General features: G+C 53.7%; 15 protein-coding genes. 8 read left to right on the forward strand and 7 right to left on the reverse strand.

Annotation, left to right across the window (positions count from 1 at the left end):
* Positions 1-2 precede the first annotated feature (2 nt).
* The 6 genes from MKY58_RS00495 to MKY58_RS00520 all read right to left on the reverse strand — a co-directional run bounded on the left by MKY58_RS00495 (position 3) and on the right by MKY58_RS00520 (position 6,962).
* Positions 3-1,808, reverse strand: coding sequence for a sensor histidine kinase (locus MKY58_RS00495; protein WP_339322992.1), 1,806 nt, complete (start codon positions 1,806-1,808; stop codon positions 3-5).
* 26 nt (positions 1,809-1,834) lie between these two features.
* Positions 1,835-2,668, reverse strand: coding sequence for a carbohydrate ABC transporter permease (locus tag MKY58_RS00500; RefSeq protein WP_052147203.1), 834 nt, complete (start codon positions 2,666-2,668; stop codon positions 1,835-1,837).
* A complete protein-coding gene (locus tag MKY58_RS00505; RefSeq protein ID WP_339322993.1) occupies positions 2,668-3,561 on the reverse strand; it encodes a sugar ABC transporter permease in 894 nt (297 codons plus the stop codon). Before MKY58_RS00505 ends, MKY58_RS00500 begins: the two co-directional genes overlap by 1 nt.
* A 141-nt stretch (positions 3,562-3,702) precedes the next feature.
* A complete protein-coding gene (locus MKY58_RS00510; protein ID WP_339322994.1) occupies positions 3,703-5,028 on the reverse strand; it encodes an extracellular solute-binding protein in 1,326 nt (441 codons plus the stop codon).
* 345 nt (positions 5,029-5,373) lie between these two features.
* Positions 5,374-6,009 carry a uridine kinase gene (gene udk, locus MKY58_RS00515; protein ID WP_212949391.1) on the reverse strand — a complete coding sequence of 212 codons (636 nt, stop codon included), beginning with the start codon at positions 6,007-6,009 and terminating at the stop codon, positions 5,374-5,376.
* Between the two features lie 65 nt (positions 6,010-6,074).
* Positions 6,075-6,962: a LysR family transcriptional regulator gene (locus MKY58_RS00520; protein WP_339322995.1), complete on the reverse strand. Its 888-nt coding sequence runs from the start codon at positions 6,960-6,962 to the stop codon at positions 6,075-6,077.
* 161 nt (positions 6,963-7,123) lie between these two features.
* Here MKY58_RS00520 and MKY58_RS00525 point away from each other — a divergent pair, with 161 nt between their 5' ends.
* Together MKY58_RS00525 and MKY58_RS00530 are read left to right on the forward strand one after the other, a co-directional pair.
* Positions 7,124-8,053 (forward strand): DMT family transporter, encoded by a 930-nt coding sequence (locus tag MKY58_RS00525; RefSeq protein ID WP_339322996.1) that lies wholly within the window; start codon positions 7,124-7,126, stop codon positions 8,051-8,053.
* A gap of 103 nt (positions 8,054-8,156) precedes the next feature.
* Positions 8,157-8,495: a DsrE family protein gene (locus MKY58_RS00530; protein WP_339322997.1), complete on the forward strand. Its 339-nt coding sequence runs from the start codon at positions 8,157-8,159 to the stop codon at positions 8,493-8,495.
* 131 nt (positions 8,496-8,626) lie between these two features.
* On the opposite strand, the gene MKY58_RS00535 is transcribed toward MKY58_RS00530, so the two are convergent.
* Positions 8,627-8,944: a helix-turn-helix domain-containing protein gene (locus MKY58_RS00535; RefSeq protein ID WP_036713341.1), complete on the reverse strand. Its 318-nt coding sequence runs from the start codon at positions 8,942-8,944 to the stop codon at positions 8,627-8,629.
* Between the two features lie 338 nt (positions 8,945-9,282).
* Here MKY58_RS00535 and zwf point away from each other — a divergent pair, with 338 nt between their 5' ends.
* From zwf to MKY58_RS00565, 6 genes are all read left to right on the forward strand, one after another.
* Complete coding sequence (zwf, locus tag MKY58_RS00540; RefSeq protein WP_339322998.1) at positions 9,283-10,785, forward strand: glucose-6-phosphate dehydrogenase; 1,503 nt, start codon at positions 9,283-9,285, stop codon at positions 10,783-10,785.
* 222 nt (positions 10,786-11,007) lie between these two features.
* Positions 11,008-11,901: a phosphogluconate dehydrogenase (NAD(+)-dependent, decarboxylating) gene (gnd, locus tag MKY58_RS00545; RefSeq protein ID WP_036713338.1), complete on the forward strand. Its 894-nt coding sequence runs from the start codon at positions 11,008-11,010 to the stop codon at positions 11,899-11,901.
* 42 nt (positions 11,902-11,943) lie between these two features.
* Positions 11,944-12,609 (forward strand): fructose-6-phosphate aldolase, encoded by a 666-nt coding sequence (fsa, locus tag MKY58_RS00550; RefSeq protein WP_036713337.1) that lies wholly within the window; start codon positions 11,944-11,946, stop codon positions 12,607-12,609.
* Positions 12,610-12,902: 293 nt separating this feature from the next.
* On the forward strand, positions 12,903-15,197 hold the full coding sequence (locus MKY58_RS00555; protein WP_339322999.1) for an ABC transporter transmembrane domain-containing protein: 2,295 nt from the start codon (positions 12,903-12,905) through the stop codon (positions 15,195-15,197).
* Positions 15,194-15,745 (forward strand): DUF1854 domain-containing protein, encoded by a 552-nt coding sequence (locus MKY58_RS00560; protein WP_339323000.1) that lies wholly within the window; start codon positions 15,194-15,196, stop codon positions 15,743-15,745. Before MKY58_RS00555 ends, MKY58_RS00560 begins: the two co-directional genes overlap by 4 nt.
* Before the next feature lie 46 nt (positions 15,746-15,791).
* Positions 15,792-18,014, forward strand: coding sequence for an ABC transporter ATP-binding protein (locus MKY58_RS00565; RefSeq protein WP_339323001.1), 2,223 nt, complete (start codon positions 15,792-15,794; stop codon positions 18,012-18,014).
* Positions 18,015-18,190 lie beyond the last annotated feature (176 nt).

Here is an 18,190-nt window from a genome sequence, read left to right on the forward strand (position 1 = left end):
AATCATTCCCCGTCATCGGGCAGTTTTTCCTTGATTTTGATCAAAACGCTCGTCCCGGCCCCCGGTTCGCTGTGAACCTGCAGGCCGCATCCGTGGCCGTAATGCAGACGGATCCGTTCGTTGACGTTGTGGATGCCGATGCCGAACGATCCGCCGGCATCCGTCTCTCTCAAGCTGGCGTTCAGCGCAAGCAATTTTTGCCCGTCCATTCCGACGCCGTCGTCTTGAACCCGGAAAATGACGTGCTCGCGTTCCTTCCAGGCGGCAATCGAAACCGTGCCCGTGCCCGGCTTGCGCTCCAGCCCGTGAAACACGGCGTTTTCGACGATGGGCTGGAAAATCAGCTTCAATACCGGAAGCCCGCGAAACGCCTCGGGGACATCGATCGTCAGCTTGAATTTTCCCGGGAACCGGATGGACAGAAGATCGAAATAATGTTGGACGTGCTCAAGCTCTTGGGCTATGGTCACCGTTTCTTCGCCGCGGACGATGCTGTACCGCAGCTGGGTCCCGAGCAGGTAAGTCAGCTTGGCCACCTGCGGATCATCGTTGATTTCCGCCAGCATGCGGATCGATTCCAGGGTGTTGTAGATGAAGTGAGGATTGATCTGGCTTTGCAGCGCCCGCATGTCGGCCAATTGCTTCCGCTTTTCCGTGGCCTTGATTTCGTTCAACAGTTCTTTGACCCGCAAAATCATCCGGTTAAAATGGCTTCCGAGCATGCCGATTTCGTCCTCGTACCGGGTGGTGATCCAAACGTTCAGGTTCCCGTGCTGCACCTGCCTCATATAACGCACCATCGACTTCAGCGGCTTGGTCAGCGCATGGGAGAAGAAGGTGGCGGCAATCAGCGCAATGCTGAGCAGCAGCAGCGTCGTAACGATCAGCGTGGTGCTGTTTTGCTTGACCTTATACAAAATTTTGGCGAGCGGAATCGAAACCGACGTGGTCCAGCCCGTCTGCTCCGACACCACATAAACGGTCAAATAGCTTTTTCCGTCGATTTCCGATTCGAAATAGCCGGTTTGCCGGCTTAGCCTCATCGACATCAGTTCCGACTGCCGCGCGTTGACGGTCCCGGGATCCCCGCTGGCATAGACCAGCTTGCCCTGTTCATCCAGGATTAAGGAGGAGCCTTGCGTGACCCGGTCCATCGGCTCCGCGATGTCTTTGAAAAGCTCGATGTCGATGTCGAATACGATAATCCCGATATCCTGAAGGGTGCTCGCCGATTTCACCGTGCGCAGCACGCTGAAAACGGCCTTTTCCTTGTTGCCGTTCACCCGGATCGAATGCCTTCCCATCAGAATGGGGTGCGCCCCGGACTGCTGGTCAACGAGCCTTTTCCAGGTGCCCAGCTGATCTTTCGTGGACAGCTCCGTAATATCCGGCCTTTTGTCGAAAAAGATATGCTCGTAACGGTCGACCAGATAAACGGCGGCGATCTCTTTTTTGGTGTGGCTCAAATAGCTGAGGAACATCCCCATGGCAACGTTTTTTCCCCAGTCGGTCGTCTCCTGCTCCAAATAATATTGGACGTCGGAATTGTAAAGGGGAAGGGCGGTCGAACGCTTCAGGTCGGCAACGTACCTGTCGGTCGTGTTCGACGCGTTGACGGCCATTTGGATCGCATTGTTCGTGGCGTTTTGCAAAACCGAATCGAAGGTGGAGCGCGCCGAAAGATAGCTGACGTAGGTGATGGGCAGCGACAGCAGAAAAACGAAAATAAGAATCAGCTTTTTCTCCAGTGAAAGGTTGGCAAGAAATACCCATCCCTTGCGTATCATCCGGCCGATCCGACGAATCATGCGAGTTCTCCCCCTGATGCTTTGATTTATTTCACCGCTCCGCTGGTGACTCCTTCAAAGATATACCGCTGAAGGAAAATGTACAATATGACCGTCGGCAGCAAAATAAGCAAAATGGCGGCGCAGATCAAATTCCAGTCGGCCGTGTTGACACCCTGGAACCGCATGAGGACGGTCGTGACGACGCCCAGGCTTTGCTTCGGCATGTAGAGGTACGGAATGTACATGTCGTTATAGATGCTGATGGTCTTCAAGATGACCAGCGTGGCGGTTGCCGGCGTCAGGAGCGGAAAAATGATGGACCGGTAAATTTTGAACAAGGAGGCTCCTTCCACCATGGCGCTTTCGTCCAAGTCGTACGGGATGTTTCGGATGAACTGCAGATACAGGATGATTTGAATCACGTCCGCCCCGATGTACAGCACAATGGGCGCGGCCAGCGTGTTGTACAGTCCCATGCCTTTGATGATGCCGAAGGTGGCGACCTGGGTCGTAATGCTCGGAATGATGGTGGCGATCAGGTACGCGCCGAACACGACGGGCTTCAGCTTGAAGGAGAAGCGGCCGAGAGCGTAGGCGACCATGGTGCCGAACAAAATATTCAGGGCAAGGGAAACGACGATGATGACGAGGATGTTGCCGAAGCCGCTGAGCAGGCCGCCGCGTTCAAACACGATGTTGAAATTTTCGAAATTGAAAAAGCTGTGCGGCAGCGAAATGGAGCTGCTGGCGTTGAACTCGTCCTTCGATTTGAATGCATTGACGATGACGACGTAGGGCGGAAAAAAAACGACAAAAACGCCGATCAGAAGCGTGATGTATTTAATCAGGTCCTGCACGCGAAAACGGGATGGTTTCATCACTTATTGCCTCCTCTGCTGAGAACGAACTGTTGTACGGCAAGCACGATCACCACAAACCCGAGCAGGACGACGCTCATGGCTGATGCAAGCCCGTAATTGTTGTAGGCGAAGGCCGTATCGACGACCCGCTGCACGTAAGTTTCGCTGGCGCCTGCCGGGCCGCCTTTGGTCAGCACGAACGGCAGATCGAACACTTCCAGCGCCCCCGTGACGGTGAGGAACAAATTCAGCTGGATCACGGGTTTCATGTTCGGGAGCGTGATTTTCCATAACGTCTGCCACGAATTGGCCCCGTCGATTTTCGCCGCCTCGTACAGATCCCGCGGGATCGCCTGCAGCGAAGCGATATAGATGACCATGTTATATCCCATAAAACGCCATAATCCCGTCGAAGCCAGCGAATAGTTGACCAGCCCATCGGTACCGAGCCAGCTCGTCTCCCCGAGACGGGTCAATCCGAGGCTGTTCAGGAACAGGTTCAGCGAACCGTTGGTCGTGTCGAACACGTAACCGAACATAAAGGCAACCGCAACGCCGTTCATGATGTAGGGCAGGAACAGGAGAATCCGAAACAGGTTGCGGCCGCGAAGCTTGCTGTTCAAGACCACGGCAAAATAAATGGCGATGATGTTTTGAATGATCCCCATGACAAAATAAGCGAAGTTATGCTCAAAAACCTTGAAAATGTCCGGATTGGAAAACACCTCTTTATAATTGTCCAGTCCGACCCAAGGTTTTTCCGGGCTGTATCCGTCCCAATTGGTGAAGCTGTAATAAATGAGCTTTACTGCCGGATAATACGTGAACGTCGCCAGAAGGATCAACGGAATGAGCAGGAAAGAGACGATCACGATCGTTTTTTGTTTGTTGTACGAAAGCGATGAAAACATCTTGCATACCTTCTTTCTGCAAAAAGCTTTTGCTGTGGCCGCGCCGAAAAAGGGAAACAAAATGGATTATCGCCGTGACGGATAATCCATTTTGCTTCGAACCGTTATTTAAAGCGGGCAGGGTTGATATTGGCGAAATGCTTATTTGCCGAGGTCCTTTTTGGCTTTGGCCCAGGCTTTGTTCCATTTGTCGAGCACGCTTTGCGGATCTTTGGCAAGCACGAATTCCTGGGCGAGGGCCGGCAAATCGAGTTGGGCTTTGTTGGAAATGTTGGCGACGTCCATGTTGTCCGGAGTGCCTTCCTGAAGCTCGACGCCGGTGGCCTTGAATTCTTTCAATTGGGCCAGCGTGGATTCCTTATCCTTCAGCGGCGGAATGAATCCGGCGAAATCCGCGTATCCGGAGTCTTCCAGCATCCATTTCACGAAGGCTTTGGCCGCTTCCGGGGACTTGCTGTTTTTCGAGACCGCGTAGAAGAAATCCGGGCTCAGGGCCGCTCTCACCGTTCCGGAATTATCGTAAGGGAGAGGGAAAAATCCGACGTTGTCGGCCGTCGTTCCGGCTCCGATCACCTGGTTGATGACCCAGTTTCCGAGGAAATACATCGCGAACTTGCCTGAAGCGACGTCCTTTTTGGACTGCTCCCAGTTGGTGGAGTTGATGTCTTTTTCAAGATATCCTTTTTCATTCAGCTCGCGGATCAGGCTGAGCGCCTTGCCGTAACCGTTATCCATCGTAAACGGCGTATCGGTGTTCAGCTTGGCGTTCGGGAAATCCGGATTGTTTTCGATCACCCGGGGCAGGTCGTAAACCCAGTTGTTAAGCGGCCATTTGTCTTTGAAGTTCGAAGCGAGCGGCACGATGCCTTTTTGCTTCAGCTTCTCGCAAGCGGCGAGGAATTCGTCCCAGGTTTTTGGGATTTCGGTGATTCCCGCATCGGCAAAAGCCTTTTTGTTGTACACGATGCCCGAAGTGGAGTTGCCGCTGGAGAGGCCGTACACCTTTCCGTCGAAGGCTTTGAAATCTTTGAACGTCATGTTGTCGTTCAAGCCCAAATCGTCGAGCGGCAAAAAGTATTTCGGAAGATCGGAGTTCGGAATGTTAGGGATAAACATCACGTCGGGCAGTTCGTCGCCGGCCATGCGGACTTTCGCCTGCTGGTTGTAGTCCGTCTGGGAAGCTTCGAATTCGACTTTGATGTTCGGATATTTTTCGTTGAAGCGTTTCAAGTATTCGTCATACTCTTTGCCGATCATGTCGGTACGGTTGGTCAGGAACGTTATGCTTCCGCTGATATCGGTTCCGTTCCCTGTTTTCGCTTCGCCTCCGGTTTTGGTTCCCTCTGTCGGGGTGGAGGATCCGCCTGCGGTTTCAGAGGTTTTGCCATCGCCGCCGGAACCGCAGGCGGATAGGATCGTAGACAGGATAATAACAAAAGCTAACAAGTAATATGATCTTTTTTTCATCCTTGTTCTCCCCATTTCTTTGTTTGATAGCGTTTACAGGCTTATTTTAACGTTTGTTCGCCGCATTTGAAATGTACTCGTTTGTTATTTATTGTCTATTTTTGTGCAAAATGAAATCGTTGACATGCAACTTGAACTAACAAAATAATAACAGGGTACGATAAAAAAGCAGTTCATAACCATAAAGATGATCATTCAACCATGATATGTTGGGAGGGACCGCCTGGCAAGGGGAAGACCCGTCGCCGTCCGCAAGCCGCAAACGGCAAACAGCCCCCGGCACGCCTGGAGCGCACGGGGGCTGTCGTAAGTTCGCCGGTTCGGGGAACTTGTTGAAGTATGTTCTTAATAATCGGACCAGTCCCGGTCGCCCGACAGGAATTTTTCCGTCAGGATCGACAGGAGCTGGATTCCGACCTCGTTTTGTCCGCCTTCGGGGATGATCAGGTCGGCGTATTTTTTGGAAGGTTCGATAAAGGCTTCGTGCATCGGCTTCACCGTCGTCAAATACTGCTGGTGCACCGACTGGATGGAGCGGCCGCGCTCCTCGATGTCGCGCACGACGCGGCGCAAAATGCGGACGTCCGGATCGGTGTCGACGAACACCTTGATATCCAGCATTTCTCGGAGCTTTTCGTCGGACAATACATGAAGGCCTTCGATGATGACGATGTTGTTCGGTTTAAGCTCAACCGTTTCCGTCTCCGAACGGGCATGGACGGTAAAGTCGTACACCGGAGCATACGCCGGTTGGCCGTCGCGGAGAAGGGCAAGATGCTCTATCAAAAGCTCGTTGTCGAAAGCGAACGGATGGTCATAGTTGATATGCGCCCGTTCCTCGAGCGTGAGATGCTTGTGGTCTTTATAATAATTATCCTGGGATATGAACGTCACTTTGCCCGTACCTAGACGGTCGATGACGGAGCGGGCTACTGTCGTTTTGCCGGACCCTGTTCCGCCGGCGATACCTATAATGAGCATGGCTTGAATATAAACCTCCCTGATCGATTTGCCGTCCAGTATTGTAGCATAGCCCGGCCCTTTTTTCACCCCGAAATCGCATTTGCGGCGCCTTGCGCCGAAAATCGAGACATCAATTCGACGAATGCATTAAACGCGCTGGTGCGGAACAAATCGCGCCGGAACACGAAGCTGACCACGGAGCGCCGGTATTTTTCCGGAATGGGGAGGACGCTGATTTTGCCCGCCTCTTCCCAGGTTTTAACGGAGGAACGGGTGACCAGCGATACGCCCAGACCGGCCGACACGCCCCCCAAAATCGCCTCCAGCGTCCCGAACTCCATGCTGTTCAGCGACCGCTGATGCTCTTCCTGCAGCCATCGTTCCAATGTTTTGCGGTGATAACACCCTTTGCCGAAAAACAGCTGCGGTTTGGCAAGCGCCGATTGCAGCGATGTTTCGCCGGGTTCCGCGATCAGGACCATCTCTTCCTCGAACGTATACAGCTCCTCCAGATCGGGATGATGTTGCGGCCCGTTAACGAAAGCGGCGTCAAGCTCATACTCCAGCACGCTTTTGACCAGGTCCGAGGTATGCCCGGTGGACAGCGATAACTGGACGTCCGGGTAACTCCGGTGATACTCCAGCATCATCACGGGAAGCTGGACCGCGGCGGTCGTTTCAAGCGATCCGATGCGCAGCGTGCCGCTCGGCGTCTCCGAGTTCCGGGTGGACTTGACCGCCTCATCCAGCAAATACACGATTTTGTCGGCATATTTCAGCAAATTTTCGCCGGCCGGCGTGAGCGATACGCCGCGGCTTTGCCGGTACAGCAGCGAGGTGTTCAGCTCCGCCTCGAGCTGCCTGATGCGGGCCGTGACGTTGGACTGCACGTATCCGAGCCGGGCCGCCGCTTTCGTGATGCTGCCTTCCCTTGCTACGGCTTGGAATATTTTCAAATCGGCGCTTTCCATGCGTTAGCCACCTTCCTTCCACAGTGTCAACATTCAAAGCAGGGTTGTTTATCTTATCATCATTTCCAGTGATGAAATGCATCGGTTTTAATCATTTTACATGATAACATGCCCTGAAATACACTGTACATAATCCTTAAAGAAAAGAAGGTGGCATACGAATGCGAAACTTGCGCATCATGCTGTTGACCGTGTTTGCGATGCTGGTTTCCGGCCTCAATTTTCCCGTCGGCAAAATGGCTTTGGCTTTCGGTTCCCCGTTCGTGCTGCTGGCGATCCGGTTCATTGCCGCGGGCCTGCTGATGCTGCCGTTTATTGCGAAGCGTCCGCATCCCCGCCGGGCGGCCGACTGGCTTAAAATCGCCGTCATCGGCCTTCTGCAGTCTGCGCTGGTGATGGCCGGCATCTATTTGAGCATGAAGACGATCTCTTCGGGAAGCTCCTCGATTTTATCTTCCACGAATCCGATCTGGTTTATTATTTTCAGCTTCTTGTTGTACCGTGTTCGTTACCGGGCCGTGCAATGGGCCGGCGTGCTCATCGGTTTCGCCGGCGTTGCCGTCGCGCAGGGCTTTACCGTGCAGCTGGAAAGCGGCTTCTGGTATGCGATCGGGGCGGGCATGGCATGGGGGCTGGCAACGCTCCTTACTTCCCGCTGGGGCAAGGCATACGACACGTGGGTGATGGCCGCGTATCAAATGCTGATCGGGGGAGTGCTTTTGCTGGCTGTCGGTCCGTTATTGGAGCAGCCGCATTTTATCTGGGATCCGGATCATCTCGGCAAAGAGCTGTTCGTTCTTGGGTGGATGATTCTGATGAGCTCGATCGCCCAATTCGTGGCCTGGTATTACGTCCTGATGAACAGCGACCCGGGGAAAGCGAACGTGTATCTGTTCCTGATTCCGCTGTTTGGCTTATGTTCCGGATGGCTCTTGCTCGGTGAGCCCCTTCATGCGTACGTGCTGGCCGGAGCCGTTTGCACGGGGATCGGCATTTTTCTCGTCAACAAGCCAAGGCCCGCAAAAGCGGTTCAAGCGGCGGCGGAAGGCAGCGGAACGGGAGCGGGAAAACGGCAATGCCCTGCCGGGTAAAAACAGCTTTTCCTTGCCATTCCCATGGAAGTTGCTCTTTTCATGCCCGTAGGCTATCGTTGGAATAGGAAATGATTTCAAGTACCGAAGGGATGGACTTTGGATGAAAAATAAAGTGATTTTTCTGACGACCGACAGCCTGGGCAACGGGGAACGCGAGCTGGGATCGCAAATTTTGGAGACTTTCTTCACGCTTCTGAAGCAGCGGGAGCAGCTGCCTGCAGCCGTTTTTTGCGCCAACCGGGGCGTGCTGGCCTTAACCGAACAATCGCTGGCCTCCGTTCATTTGAAGGAGCTTGCGGACCGGGGGGTTCCGGTGCTGGCCTGCGCCACCTGCGTCGACTATTACGGCGTGCGTGAACAGCTTATGGCCGGGGAAATTTCCAGCATGGGACATTTTATGGAACTGGCGGAAGCCTTCGAAGTGATGACCCTGGCTTAAGCAAACGAAAAGCTCTGTGCCGGCGTTGGCGCAGAGCTTTTTTTCATCGCGTAGGTTCGGTTATATCGTTAATTTGCGCTTGTTCGATGTTGTAACCGCTGTCAAATCCGCTGCAAGAAACATGCCGATCGCTACAACCACTTTTCGGCCCATTTCTCTACCGCCTGCAGCGCTCTCCCCAGTTCGGTTCCTTTTCTCGTCAAGGAATACTCAATCCGCACGGGCCGGTCCGAAATGACGTTGCGAATGACGATCCCGTTATCCTCCAGTTCCTTGATCCGTTCGTTAAGCATGCGTTTGCTGAGGTCCGGAATATAGGCGTGAATTTCGCTGAAACGCTTGGGCTCTTCCATTAACGTATGAACAATAAGATTAACCCACTTTTTCCCCGTGATTTGGTGCGCCATTTCGATTTTTTGGCATAAAGTTTCGTATTTTTCATCGTTCATCCTCCGCTCACTCCTTCGCCCCATAGATCAAAACCATGGTTACTAAATATTATCAGGTTACACATTTTGCAGGGATATGACAAACGTCACAGCGTGCTAAACATACGATGGCGACTTGACAATTAACACCATCATATCACGGAAAGCGCTGTCATTAAAGGGGGAAGGATGCCGTTCATAATTTCGACAAAAAAAGTTTGACAGTTCGACAAAATAGGTTTAATATGGGCGATGTTAAAGTAAACGGGTTATTAAAAGTAACCATACTGTACTATGCACGGAGAAAAAGAGAGAGCTGCTGGTAACAAAGTATTTGGGTGGAATGGAGGAATCGAATAATGGACAATATGACATTTGTCTTGTTTGGCGGGACGGGAGATTTAGCGAAGCGTAAAATCTATCCGGCCTTATTTAATTTGTATATAGATAAAAAAATGCCAGAAACGTTTTCGATCATCGCGTTGGGCAGAAGAGAGACGACCCATGCCGAGTTTCAACAAGTCGTGGCGAAATCGCTGGAGACTTTTTCGAGAAGAGCGGCAAGCGACGAGGCGCAGTTGAATGCTTTTCTTGAAACCGTCCGTTATGCGGCGCTGGATGCCGGCAACCTGGAGGATTTCAACAAGCTGCGTACCCTCGTGGAACAGCGCGAACAAGAATTGAACATTCCGGACAACCGTTTGTTCTATCTGTCGGTAGCGCCCGAGTTTTTCGAAACGATCGCCTTTAACATCAAGGACAGCGGACTAGGCTCCACCACCGGCTGGAAGCGGCTGGTTATCGAAAAACCGTTCGGACGGGATCTGCAATCGGCGCGTCATCTGAACGCGCAGCTCAGCAAAGCTTTCGACGAAAGCGAAGTATATCGCATCGACCACTACCTCGGCAAACCGATGGTCCAAAATCTCGAAATCCTCGAATCTTCGAACCCGATTCTCAAGGCGCTTTGGTCCAATCACCATATCGCCAACGTCCAAATTACGGCCAGCGAAACCGTCGGCGTTGAAGAAAGAGCAGGGTATTACGATCATTCCGGAGCGATCCGCGACATGGTGCAAAACCATATGCTTCAGCTGCTGATGATGATTAGCATGCGCCTTCCGCGCAAAGGAGATGCAAGCGAAGTCCGCATGAAGAAAAGAAACGTCATGGAATCGCTGCGTCCGCTTAATAAGGAAACCATCGCCCAAAACGTCGTGCGCGGCCAGTATGCAGCCGGGGAAATCAACGGCAAACCCGTTCCGGCCTACATCGACGAACCCGGCGTTCCGGCCGGATCGAAAAACGATACCTTCATCGCGCTCCGCTTGTGGATCGACAACTATTTCTGGAGCGAAGTTCCGTTCTACATCCGTACGGGCAAACGCATGAAGGAAAAATCTACGCGCATCGTCATTGAATTTAAAGAGCCGCTAAAAGGACAGAATACCAACAATGATCCTAATCTGCTGGTAATCGAAATTAATCCGAACGAAGGCATCTTTATTCAATTGAACAAAAAAGATCCGCTGGACAACGAAAAGCTTGAACCGATGCGGATCAACTTCTACGAATGCGGCAACGATTTGCCGGAAGCTTACGAAAACTTGATCCACGATGCGGTTCGCGGGGATTCCACGTTCTTTGCGCATTGGGACGAAGTGGAGCTGTCCTGGCAGTACGTGCAGCCGATTTTGGACGCGTTCGAGCAAGACTTGATTCCTCTGTCTTATTATCCTGCTGGCTCCAATGGACCGGAAGCCTCCGATCAGTTGGTTGCGGCGGACGGATTCAAATGGTGGCTGGATAAACCCGTCGAAGGCGAAAAAGCCGAAGAAAAAGAACTGGCGGTTCAGCGCTGATTTTTTAGAAATCATACTGTAAGAGGCAAAAAACAAAAAAGGCTCGGGATAAATTAGTGATTGATATGAAGCATGGGTAGCGAAGGGGACGGAATCGATTCTTTCGAAGCGACAGCGATCGGAGGCACGATCCGTAACCGCAGCGGCTAACATGCGCATGATCAAGGGCTGGTTTCATCATGAGCCCAAACCAATAGAAAATATGGTGTGGAGGGAATACAAATGAAAGTCGGATTAATCGGATTAGGTAAAATGGGATTGAACTTGGGACAAAACTTGATGGATCACAACCACAGCGTCGTTGCATTCGATTTGAACACAGCCGCTGTTGAAGACATGAAGAGCAAGGGCGCCGAAGGCGCTGCAAGCATCAAAGAGCTTGTGTCCAAGCTGGAAACACCAAGAATCGTGTGGATCATGGTGCCTCACTCCGTTGTAGACTCGGTTCTTGACGAGCTGAAACCACTGTTGTCCAAAGGCGACATCGTGATCGAAGCCGGCAACTCGCACTACAAAGAGTCGATTGCAAGATACAATCAAATGAAGGAATTCGGCGTGAGCTTCCTTGATGTGGGCACTTCCGGCGGCATGGAAGGCGCACGCAACGGCGCTTGCTACATGATCGGCGGCGACCAAGAAGCTTGGAACCATGTCGAGCCGATCTTCAAAGACACGGCGGTTGAAAATGGATACCTGTATGCAGGCAAAGCCGGCAGCGGCCACTTCCTGAAAATGGTCCACAACGGCGTAGAATACGGCTTTATGGCTGCCATCGGCGAAGGGTTCGAAGTGCTTGAGAAGAGCGATTTCGATTTTGACTACGAAAAGGTAGCCCGCGTATGGAACAACGGTTCCGTTATCCGTTCCTGGCTGATGGAATTGACGGAAAAGGCATTTGCCAAAGACGCAAAATTGGATGAAATTAAAGGAATTATGCAATCTTCCGGCGAAGGTAAATGGACAGTGGAAACGGCTCTGGATCTTCAGGCTGCCACTCCGGTTATCGCTATGTCCCTGCTGATGCGTTACCGTTCCCTGGAAAACGACACGTTTACGGGTAAAGTCGTTGCAGCGCTTCGCAATGAATTTGGCGGCCACGCTGTAGTGAAGAACTAATTCCAGATCCAAAACAATACACATATATGGAGGTTATGCATCATGAAATTTTTTATCGATACTGCCAATCTTGAGGACATCAAAAAAGCTTACAAAATCGGCGTGCTTTCCGGCGTCACGACCAACCCTTCCCTGGTAGCCAAAGAAGGCGTGAAGTTTGAAGACCGCATCGAAGAAATTTTGAAGGCTGTTCCTGAAGTGGAATCCGTATCCGCCGAGGTCACTCCGGATGCCGAAACCGCTGAAGACATGATCGCGCAAGCCGAAGAGCTCATCAAGATCAACGGCGGAGACAAAAATATCACGATCAAGCTTCCAATGACGCTGGCTGGTCTTGAAGCTTGCCGTTACCTCACCAAAAAAGGCGTAAAAACGAACGTTACCCTGATCTTCACCGTGAACCAAGCGCTCCTCGCTGCACGCGCAGGCGCAACTTACGTATCCCCGTTCCTGGGCCGCCTCGACGACATTTCTGAAGACGGCGTGCTGCTCGTATCCAAAATCGCCGAGCTGTTCCGCGTCCACAACCTGGATACGCAAATCATCGCGGCATCGGTTCGCCATCCGGACCATGTTACCCGCGTAGCTATGGCCGGCGCTCACATTGCGACCGTTCCGTTCAGCGTCATCGCGCAGCTTGCGAAGCACCCTCTGACGGATCAAGGCATCGAGAAGTTTGCTGCCGACTGGAAAAACGCAACAAAATAAGCTTGTTATATTATAAGTAAGGATTTCGCGAATCCTAAAATAAAAGGCTTCCCTCGAGTCGAATGGCATCGGCTTGAGGGAGGCCTTTTTTGCGGGCGCAGGGGGCTTTATCGGGCAGTCTGGGGCTTCATTTTCGCCCTGGCTTTCCGCTGCTTTTTTCGGACGAAAAACCGGCTGTAAAGATAATTTGCGTTTAAAGAAAATTTTCCCTTTATTGGAATCGGTAAAGAGTGTATTATAATTCGTACCTAAAACAAATGAAATCCACATTAATCCAAAAAGTCGGAGGGCAAATGGATAAGCTTCCAGAAGAAATCGGAAAGGTTCTGCAGCGGCATGGCGCCGATCCGGAAGGCGTTTTGTGCTGGATGCTGTGCGATCGGACGCTGGACGGAGGATTCTCGGATACGTACGTGCTGCTTACCCGCGAGCATGTATGGATCCTGGCCAGCTTGGAGGAGCCTTTGCAGGAGAAGACGTACGGCGGTTATGCCGCGGGTACGCGTGCAAAACAGCCTCCCGTTCCGCGGGAGCGGAGATGGACGTTCGAGCGGCTGCCGATCGGGGACATCGAGTCCCTGACCATCGTCAACCTGGTCGCGTCCGGCATGGTGGTGTTGAAGGCGCCGGAGGAACGGGCGATCGCCGCTTTTACGAACGGCCACATGAGGGAGGCAGCGCGGCTGGCGGGGATGTTTGCCAAGGTGAAGAAAAACGAGGAACCGGAGGAACAGGAGACGGAGGACGGCGACGAGCGCGCCGCGTGCCCGAAATGCGGCATGATCTACCCCGAGGAAGGGCGCAAGGTTTGCCCCAAATGCATGAAAAAACATGCGGTATTCGGGAGGCTGCTGTCATTTGCGGGCAGGTACAAGGCTTCGATGTTTTGGATCGTGCTTTTGATGCTGCTCGGTTCCGGAACGGGGCTCGTCATCCCTTATTTGCAGGGGACGCTGCTGTTCGACCAGGCGCTTGGCGGAGAAGGGGCTTTTGCTGGCAAAATCGGGCTCGTCATCTTGCTGATCATCGTGTTTCGGACGTTGTCGCTGCTGTTCGGTGTGCTCTACGGGGTGATTAACGCGAAGATGGCCGCGAACATCGCCTTTGATTTGAAATCGAGCGTGTTTCAGGCGATGCAGCGGCTTTCCTTGAGCTTTTTCGAGAAAAAGCAGACGGGACAGCTCATGACGCGGGTGAACAATGACGCAACCGAGCTGCAGTATTTTTTCGTGGACGGCATTTCTTATTTCGTCGTAAACGCGATGAACATCGTCGGGATCGTCACGGTGCTGCTCATCATGGATTGGAAGCTGACGGTGCTGTGCCTGCTGCCGCTTCCGCTCGTGTTTTGGCTTGTTCGGAAAGCGTTTCCCAAGCTGTGGCGCCTGTCCATCCGCAGGCATAAGCGGGTCGCGGCGATGAATGCCATCATCAGCGATACGATCCGCGGGACGCGCGTCGTCAAGGCTTTCGGGAAGGAGCAGATGGAGAATGCCCGTTTTGGCCGGGCCAGCGGCGCTTTCTCCGAGGCGGAACAGTCGTTTAACAAAATGGGCGTCACGTTGTTTCCGGTATTAAACATATTAACGCAGGTCGGCGGCATCGTGATTTGGGCTTTTGGCGGCTGGAAGGTGATGCAGGGCGATTTTACGTTCGGGAAAGTGATGACCTTTATTAACTACATGCTACTATTGTACGGTCCGATCCAGTTCATGAACAACATCGTCAACTGGTGGTCGTATTGCATGTCCGCTGCCCAGCGGATTTTCGAGATTCACGACGCGGTGCCGGACGTTGCGGAAAAGCCGGATGCCGTCCAGCTTTCGGAAATGAAGGGCGAAATCGAGATCAAAAACGTCACCTTCGGCTACGAGCCGAACAAGGCTATTCTGAAGGGAGTATCCCTGCATGCGCGTCCCGGCCAGATGATAGGGGTCGTCGGACACTCGGGGGCAGGCAAATCGACGCTCGTCAACCTCATCCCAAGGCTTTACGACGTTAATGAGGGAGAGATCCGGATCGACGGCATCCGCATCAAGGATCTGTCCATGGCTTCGCTGCGCAAGCATATCGGCATCGTATCCCAGGACGTGTACGTCATGTCGGGCAGCATCGCCGAAAACATCGCCTATGCCGACCCGGACTGCACGCTGGAGGACTTGATCCATGCCGCCAAGATCGCCGGAGCGCATGATTTCATCGAAAAGCTGCCGGAAGGCTACGACACGATCGTCGGCACGGGCGGGCATAACCTGTCAGGGGGCGAAAAGCAGCGGCTCAGCATCGCGCGGGCGATTTTGCATAATCCGAAAATTTTGATATTGGACGAAGCGACCGCTTCCCTCGATACGAAAACGGAGCTGCAAATCCAGGAGGCGCTGGACACCCTCATTCGGGGCCGTACGACGATTGCGATCGCGCATCGCCTCTCGACGCTGCGAAACGCCGACTACTTGGTCGTGCTTGAGCAGGGAACCATCGTGGAGGAAGGAACCCACGAGCAGTTAATGAAAAAAGAAGGGGCGTATTACGGCCTGGTGCAAAAACATGACGAAGCGCTGAAAATGAAAGAGGTGATCACGGCATGACCCAAAACGAAACGGGAGCGGCACGAAGCCCGGGGAAAAGCAGCGCCGGCATGGCGGACGCGGCCCAAATCCGTTATCTGTCGCCGGCGGATGCGACGTTCACCCGGACGGAAGGGCGGATGTTAAACGTGACCGTCGGGGGTCAGGCGCATGCGGGCGTATATATCCATTGCTCTTTTCCCCATACGAACAAACGGATCTATTTATCGGTCCGGACCGCGGAAAACGAAGAAATCGGCATGATCCGCTCGCTGGATGAGTTTCCGAAGGAAACGCAGGAGCTGCTGGAGGAGCAGGTGCAGCTGCGGTATTTTGCCCCGGAAATCACGAAGGTGCTGTCGGTGAAGGAGGAATTCGGCTATTCCTATTGGGAAGCGGAAACCTCGTCGGGGCTGTGCCGGTTTACGGTCCGGAGCGGCGGCGGGAACGTCAAGCTGATGACGCCGAACCGCCTGCTCGTCGTCGACGTGGACGGCAACCGGTTCATCATTCCCGAACTGGACCGTTTGAGCGACAAGGAATACCGGATGATCGAAGTATGCATGTAGGCTTTGAAAAGCCTGCAAGCAACCGAGTGCGAGGACGGAGGTATCCATGAACCTTAATTTTACGCTGCCCGAGGAGCAGCTGTTTGCCGCGAGGCAGGCCGTCGGGGAGTCCATCCTATATTGCGTCCCGGCCGATCTGACGTATGGCGGAAGGCGGACGGAAAACTATTTTGTCGTCGGCGAACACCGCTGGGCGCTGCTGGAGGACGGGGTTGTCATCGAAAGCCGGGCGATAGCGGACGCCGAAGAGTATAAGGTGGTTCCGCTGATCGGCAGCGCCGTATTGGAAGGGGACGAAGCCGGGACCAAGTTCATCCTGACCCGGCTGTCGATGAAACATGCGGCCCGATACGGATATATCGCGCAAATTTTGAACGACATATCCCGCAAACGCAAGGTCCGGATATACAACGACGAGGATGAGCCGATCTGCGCGACCTGCGGCGGGCCGCTCGTTCCCGGAACGAGGGTATGCCCGAAATGCATGAACAAAGCCGCCGCCCTCAAGCGGCTGCTGTCCGTTTCGCTGGCCCATTCCAAAACGTTCGCGATCGGGCTGGCGGTCATTGTCGCGGCTTCGGCGATATCGATGGCCGGGCCCTATTTTCAAAAGCTGCTGGTCAATTCTGCGCTGCAGCCGCCGGCGGGGCAGTCGCCAAGCGTTCCGATGTTCTTTCTGGGCATCGCGGGCCTGCTGCTCGTGCTTGTCGGCGGCGAAGGGCTCGGGATCGTCAAAGGCCGGATTATGGCGCGGGTCAGCTCGGAAATCGCCGCGGATCTGCGCAAGCTGGTGTATGAGCGGATTCAGAGCCTGTCGCTCGGGTTTTTGACGTCGCAGCGGGCCGGGGATATCATGAACCGGATTACGTCGGATACGGAGCGGATTCGCAATCTCGTGCAGGAGCTCGCCACGACGGCGATCTTTCAGCTGATCATCCTCGTCTCCGCGAGCGTGCTGCTGTTTTCCGCCGATTGGCGGCTTGCCTTCGTGGTGCTGCTGCCGGCTCCGCTGGTCGCCTATTTGCAGCGTTACATATGGAAAGGCGTGCTGTGGAAGCTGTTCCGCAAGCAGTGGCGGGTCTATGACAAGGCCAATTCCTTCCTGCATGACGTGCTGAGCGGCATCCGCGTGGTGAAGGCTTTCGGCAAGGAGGAGCGGGAGGTCAAACGTTTTCGGCAGTATAACGGCGAGTTTGCTGCGGCAACGATCCAGACCGAAAAGGTATTCAGCATTTTGGCGCCGATTTCGAACTATTTGATCCAGATGGGGCAGTATCTCGTGCTCCTGATCGGCTGCGGAATGATTTTGAATAAAGACATGACCTTGGGCGAGCTCGTGCAGTTCAGCGGTTATGCCGCCATGATCTACGGGCCGATCACCTGGCTGATGTTCATGCCGAGATGGGTGTCGAACGCGATCATTTCGATTGACCGGATTTTTTCGGTGATCGACGAGCAGCCGGAGGTGATCGATTCGGAGAGCTCCGTCAAACATTCGATCCGGGGGACGATTACGTTCCGCGGCGTTTATTTCGGGTACAAATCGTATGAGCCGGTATTGAAGGACGTGAACTTCGAGGTGAAGCCCGGAGAAATGATCGGCCTTGTCGGGCATTCGGGTTCGGGCAAATCGACGCTGATCAACCTGGTTTCCCGTTTTTACGACGTAAACGAAGGGGAGATTCTGATCGACGGCGTGAACATCCGCCGGATCGAGCAGGCCCACCTGCGTTCGCAAATCGGCGTCGTCCTGCAGGAGACGTTCCTGTTCGGCGGCACCATCCTGGACAATATCCGATATTCCAAGCCGGATGCGACGTACGAAGAGGTGCTGGAGGCCGCGAAGATCGCCAATGCGCATGACTTTATCCTTCGTTTGCCGGACGGATACGACACGCGGCTGGAGGAAAACGGCAGCAACCTCTCCGGCGGGGAGCGGCAGCGGCTGGCGATTGCCCGGGCGGTGCTGAACGATCCGCGGATTCTCATTCTGGACGAAGCGACGGCATCGCTGGACATCGACACGGAGACGGCGATCCAGGAAGCCTTGCAGCGCGTCACCCGCAACCGCACGACGCTGGCCATCGCGCACCGGCTGTCGACCCTGCGCCATGCCGACAGGCTCATCGTGCTCGACAAAGGCAGAATCGCCGAAATCGGCACCCATGCCGAGCTGGTGGCACGAAAAGGCATTTATTATAACCTCATTACCGCGCAGCGCAACATGGCGAAGGCGAAAACGGAGGCGGCCGTGGAGTCGGTGGTGTAGATGCGATGAATTTTTTGGCTCAACGGCATAATTAGTGCAATGCAGGACGCTGGTGCAGCCGATGGGTGGAAACGATTTAAAGACAACAGCAATCGGAAGATCGATCCGTAATCGCAGCGGGTGCCTTGCACATGGTTAAGAATTAATTTGGAAAGAAATGGGATGCGGATTTAAGC

This window comes from Paenibacillus sp. FSL W8-0194 (genome assembly GCF_037969745.1).
Classification (GTDB): Bacteria; Bacillota; Bacilli; order Paenibacillales; family Paenibacillaceae; genus Paenibacillus_AQ; species Paenibacillus_AQ cookii.

Coding starts and splice junctions, on each gene's coding strand:
- MKY58_RS00495 (WP_339322992.1), bottom strand. CDS start 1,808: ATGATTCGTCGGATCGGCCGGATGATACGCAAGGGATGGGTATTTCTT.
- MKY58_RS00535 (WP_036713341.1), bottom strand. CDS start 8,944: ATGAACGATGAAAAATACGAAACTTTATGCCAAAAAATCGAAATGGCG.
- MKY58_RS00560 (WP_339323000.1), top strand. CDS start 15,194: ATGACCCAAAACGAAACGGGAGCGGCACGAAGCCCGGGGAAAAGCAGC.
- MKY58_RS00530 (WP_339322997.1), top strand. CDS start 8,157: ATGAAAAATAAAGTGATTTTTCTGACGACCGACAGCCTGGGCAACGGG.
- zwf (WP_339322998.1), top strand. CDS start 9,283: ATGGACAATATGACATTTGTCTTGTTTGGCGGGACGGGAGATTTAGCG.
- MKY58_RS00500 (WP_052147203.1), bottom strand. CDS start 2,668: ATGAAACCATCCCGTTTTCGCGTGCAGGACCTGATTAAATACATCACG.
- MKY58_RS00555 (WP_339322999.1), top strand. CDS start 12,903: ATGGATAAGCTTCCAGAAGAAATCGGAAAGGTTCTGCAGCGGCATGGC.
- udk (WP_212949391.1), bottom strand. CDS start 6,009: ATGCTCATTATAGGTATCGCCGGCGGAACAGGGTCCGGCAAAACGACA.
- MKY58_RS00525 (WP_339322996.1), top strand. CDS start 7,124: ATGCGAAACTTGCGCATCATGCTGTTGACCGTGTTTGCGATGCTGGTT.
- fsa (WP_036713337.1), top strand. CDS start 11,944: ATGAAATTTTTTATCGATACTGCCAATCTTGAGGACATCAAAAAAGCT.
- MKY58_RS00505 (WP_339322993.1), bottom strand. CDS start 3,561: ATGTTTTCATCGCTTTCGTACAACAAACAAAAAACGATCGTGATCGTC.
- gnd (WP_036713338.1), top strand. CDS start 11,008: ATGAAAGTCGGATTAATCGGATTAGGTAAAATGGGATTGAACTTGGGA.
- MKY58_RS00510 (WP_339322994.1), bottom strand. CDS start 5,028: ATGAAAAAAAGATCATATTACTTGTTAGCTTTTGTTATTATCCTGTCT.
- MKY58_RS00520 (WP_339322995.1), bottom strand. CDS start 6,962: ATGGAAAGCGCCGATTTGAAAATATTCCAAGCCGTAGCAAGGGAAGGC.
- MKY58_RS00565 (WP_339323001.1), top strand. CDS start 15,792: ATGAACCTTAATTTTACGCTGCCCGAGGAGCAGCTGTTTGCCGCGAGG.